The 518-nt window shown below is 71.4% G+C and carries 1 protein-coding gene; it reads right to left on the bottom strand.

The genetic code is table 11. The annotated features are described in order from the left end of the window. Positions 1-518: HNH endonuclease signature motif containing protein (locus tag CBF90_RS16255; RefSeq protein WP_141097200.1), on the bottom strand; the 518-nt coding region annotated here is incomplete at both ends.

Genomic DNA, 518 nt, shown 5'->3' with positions numbered 1-518 from the left:
GCGAGGTTGCACACGTGCGTTGGGCCGCCGGCTGAGGCGGCGACGGTGTGGTCGAGCTCGCATCGGATCGCGGGTTGCCGGCATCCGGGGAACCGGCAGTGCCGGTCACGTGCCCGCAGCAGCCGGACCATCGCGCTCGTGGGCCGGTAGGTGTCGCATTCGAGGACGGTTCCGGTGACCGGGTGGGTGAGGAGCCGGTCCCAGGAGGTGGCGTTGCCGGCGAGTTCGCGTGCAGTGTTCGCGTCGATGGGGGAGCGGCCAGCGAGATCGGCCGGCCCGTCGTCTTGCCCCATGAGGGTGAGCGCGGATACGGCGACCTGAACGTGCGCGCGGATGGCTCCGAGGGTTCCGTCGCCGTCTCCGGTGCCGGTGGGGTCGAGGGCGGGTGTGCCGGCGAGGAGGAGGTCGCTGAGCACGTCGGCGCGGACCTGATCGATGCTTCGCGCATCGTCGATGGACGACGACCCGTCGCAAATCGTCGCATGGGCATCGCGGCCGCCACCGTTGGCGTCGGCTCG

The sequence above is a fragment of the Microbacterium sp. AISO3 genome, from assembly GCF_002204305.1.
Classification (GTDB): domain Bacteria; phylum Actinomycetota; class Actinomycetes; order Actinomycetales; family Microbacteriaceae; genus Microbacterium; species Microbacterium arborescens.
The sequence above is the reverse complement of the archived record's forward strand: the minus strand, read 5'-3'. Positions and strand labels throughout refer to the sequence as shown.